Origin of the sequence: Vagococcus fluvialis (assembly GCF_048815235.1) — a bacterium.
GTDB lineage: Bacteria > Bacillota > Bacilli > Lactobacillales > Vagococcaceae > Vagococcus.
This window is the reverse complement of record NZ_JBMEAO010000037.1, coordinates 2,074-5,044: the sequence shown is the minus strand read 5'-3', so window position 1 is coordinate 5,044 and position 2,971 is coordinate 2,074. Positions and strand designations below refer to the sequence as shown.

Here is a 2,971-nt window from a genome sequence, read left to right as displayed (position 1 = left end):
TTTCACCGGTTTTTCTTTGGTTAAGTCCTCGACCGATTAGTACTAGTCCGCTCCGTACATCACTGCACTTCCACTTCTAGCCTATCTACCTGATCATCTTTCAGGGGTCTTACTTTCTTAAAGAAATGGGAAATCTCATCTTGAGGGGGGCTTCACGCTTAGATGCTTTCAGCGTTTATCCCTTCCACACATAGCTACCCAGCAATGCCCTTGGCAGAACAACTGGTACACCAGAGGTGTGTCCATCCCGGTCCTCTCGTACTAAGGACAGCTCCTCTCAAATTTCCAACGCCCGCGACGGATAGGGACCGAACTGTCTCACGACGTTCTGAACCCAGCTCGCGTGCCGCTTTAATGGGCGAACAGCCCAACCCTTGGGACCGACTACAGCCCCAGGATGCGACGAGCCGACATCGAGGTGCCAAACCTCCCCGTCGATGTGAACTCTTGGGGGAGATAAGCCTGTTATCCCCAGGGTAGCTTTTATCCGTTGAGCGATGGCCCTTCCATGCGGAACCACCGGATCACTAAGCCCGACTTTCGTCCCTGCTCGAGTTGTAGCTCTCGCAGTCAAGCTCCCTTATGCCTTTGCACTCTACGAATGATTTCCAACCATTCTGAGGGAACCTTTGGGCGCCTCCGTTACTTTTTAGGAGGCGACCGCCCCAGTCAAACTGTCCACCTGACACTGTCTCCCACCACGATAAGTGGTGCGGGTTAGAATGGTCATAACACAAGGGTAGTATCCCACCAATGCCTCATTCGAAACTAGCGTCCCGAAGTCTACGGCTCCTACCTATCCTGTACATGTGTCACAAACATTCAATATCAAGCTACAGTAAAGCTCCATGGGGTCTTTCCGTCCTGTCGCGGGTAACCTGCATCTTCACAGGTACTAAAATTTCACCGAGTCTCTCGTTGAGACAGTGCCCAAATCGTTACGCCTTTCGTGCGGGTCGGAACTTACCCGACAAGGAATTTCGCTACCTTAGGACCGTTATAGTTACGGCCGCCGTTTACTGGGGCTTCAATTCTGAGCTTCGCTATTGCTAACCCATCCTCTTAACCTTCCAGCACCGGGCAGGCGTCAGCCCCTATACGTCATCTTTCGATTTTGCAGAGACCTGTGTTTTTGATAAACAGTCGCTTGGGCCTATTCACTGCGGCTGAACTTGCGTTCAGCACCCCTTCTCCCTAAGTTACGGGGTCATTTTGCCGAGTTCCTTAACGAGAGTTCTCTCGCTCACCTTAGGATTCTCTCCTCGACTACCTGTGTCGGTTTGCGGTACGGGCCGTTTGTTTCTAACTAGAAGCTTTTCTTGGCAGTGTGATATTAAGACTTCGGTACTAAATTTCCCTCCTCATCACAACTCATCCTTAAAGGTGAAAGCATTTGACTCTCACCAAGACTTGTTGCTTGAACGCACATATCCAACAGTGCGATCTTGTAACCTGCTGCGTCCCTCCATTGTTCAAACAAAACAAACGGGTACAGGAATCTCAACCTGTTATCCATCGCCTACGCCTATCGGCCTCGGCTTAGGTCCCGACTAACCCTGGGAGGACGAGCCTTCCCCAGGAAACCTTAGTCATTCGGTGGACAGGATTCTCACCTGTCTTTCGCTACTCATACCGGCATTCTCACTTCTAAGCGCTCCACTAGTCCTTACGATCTAGCTTCAACGCCCTTAGAACGCTCTCCTACCATAGAACCATAAGGTTCTATCCACAGCTTCGGTAATATGTTTAGCCCCGGTACATTTTCGGCGCAAGGGCACTCGACTAGTGAGCTATTACGCACTCTTTAAATGATGGCTGCTTCTGAGCCAACATCCTAGTTGTTTGTGCACCCTCACATCCTTTTCCACTTAACATATATTTGGGGACCTTAGCTGGTGGTCTGGGCTGTTTCCCTTTCGACAATGGATCTTATCACTCACTGTCTGACTCCCGGACATAAATGAATGGCATTCGGAGTTTATCTGAATTCGGTAACCCAAGACGGGCCCCTAGTCCAAACAGTGCTCTACCTCCATCATTCTTAATTCCGAGGCTAGCCCTAAAGCTATTTCGGAGAGAACCAGCTATCTCCAAGTTCGTTTGGAATTTCTCCGCTACCCACACCTCATCCCCGCACTTTTCAACGTACGTGGGTTCGGTCCTCCAGTGCGTTTTACCGCACCTTCAACCTGGACATGGGTAGGTCACATGGTTTCGGGTCTACGACTACATACTCACTCGCCCTATTCAGACTCGCTTTCGCTACGGCTCCGTTTCTTCAACTTAACCTCGCATGCAATCGTAACTCGCCGGTTCATTCTGCAAAAGGCACGCTATCACCCATTAACGGGCTCTAACTTCTTGTAGGCACATGGTTTCAGGTTCTATTTCACTCCCCTTCCGGGGTGCTTTTCACCTTTCCCTCACGGTACTGGTTCACTATCGGTCACTAGAGAGTATTTAGCCTTGGGAGATGGTCCTCCCGGATTCCGACGGAATTTCGCGTGTTCCGCCGTACTCAGGATACTCATAGGTGTGTTGTCGATTTCGTCTACGGGGCTTTTACCCGCTACGGCTGACCTTTCCAAGTCGATTCGACTATCTACAACAGCTACCACAGCTGAGTCCTACAACCCCAACAAGCAAGCTTGTTGGTTTGGGCTGTTTCCGTTTCGCTCGCCGCTACTAAGGAAATCGATTTTTCTTTCTCTTCCTGCAGGTACTTAGATGTTTCAGTTCTCTGCGTCTACCTCTATTAAGCTATGTATTCACTTAATAGTAACATCCTATAAAAGATGCTGGGTTCCCCCATTCGGAAATCTCTGGATCATAGCTTACTTACAGCTCCCCAAAGCATATCGGAGTTAGTCCCGTCCTTCATCGGCTTCTAGTGCCAAGGCATCCACCATGCGCCCTTATTCACTTAACCTTTTTCTAACCTAATGGTTAGACGTTTGTTTATTTAATGTAG

At 49.6% G+C, this 2,971-nt stretch carries 1 rRNA gene; it reads right to left on the bottom strand.

Annotated features, from left to right (window positions below):
* Window positions 1–16: 16 nt before the first annotated feature.
* Window positions 17–2,929: ribosomal RNA gene (locus ACODH8_RS14475) — 23S ribosomal RNA — on the bottom strand.
* Between the last annotated feature and the right edge of the window lie 42 nt (window positions 2,930–2,971).